Source organism: Klebsiella sp. D-Nf1, assembly GCF_002810515.1.
In the GTDB taxonomy this organism is placed as follows: domain Bacteria; phylum Pseudomonadota; class Gammaproteobacteria; order Enterobacterales; family Enterobacteriaceae; genus Klebsiella; species Klebsiella variicola.
The window spans coordinates 1-297 of sequence record NZ_PIOK01000042.1; the positions used below are offsets into that span (position 1 = coordinate 1).

At 54.5% G+C, this 297-nt stretch carries 2 rRNA genes; both read left to right on the plus strand.

From position 1 onward, the window contains the following. Positions 1-81, plus strand: a 23S ribosomal RNA gene (locus tag CWM54_RS27935); the annotation flags it as partial. A 97-nt stretch (positions 82-178) separates the two neighbouring features. Next, a 5S ribosomal RNA gene (rrf, locus tag CWM54_RS27940) occupies positions 179-294 on the plus strand. Positions 295-297 lie beyond the last annotated feature (3 nt).

Consider the following 297-nt stretch of genomic DNA (forward strand, 5'->3'; position numbering starts at 1 on the left):
CGACGACGTTGATAGGCCGGGTGTGTAAGCGCAGCGATGCGTTGAGCTAACCGGTACTAATGAACCGTGAGGCTTAACCTTACAACGCCGAAGCTGTTTTGGCGGATTTGAGAGAAGATTTTCAGCTGATACAGATTAATCGATGCGTCCGCAGGACGTGTTGATAAAACAGAATTTGCCTGGCGGCGACAGCGCGGTGGTCCCACCTGACCCCATGCCGAACTCAGAAGTGAAACGCCGTAGCGCCGATGGTAGTGTGGGGTCTCCCCATGTGAGAGTAGGGAACTGCCAGGCATC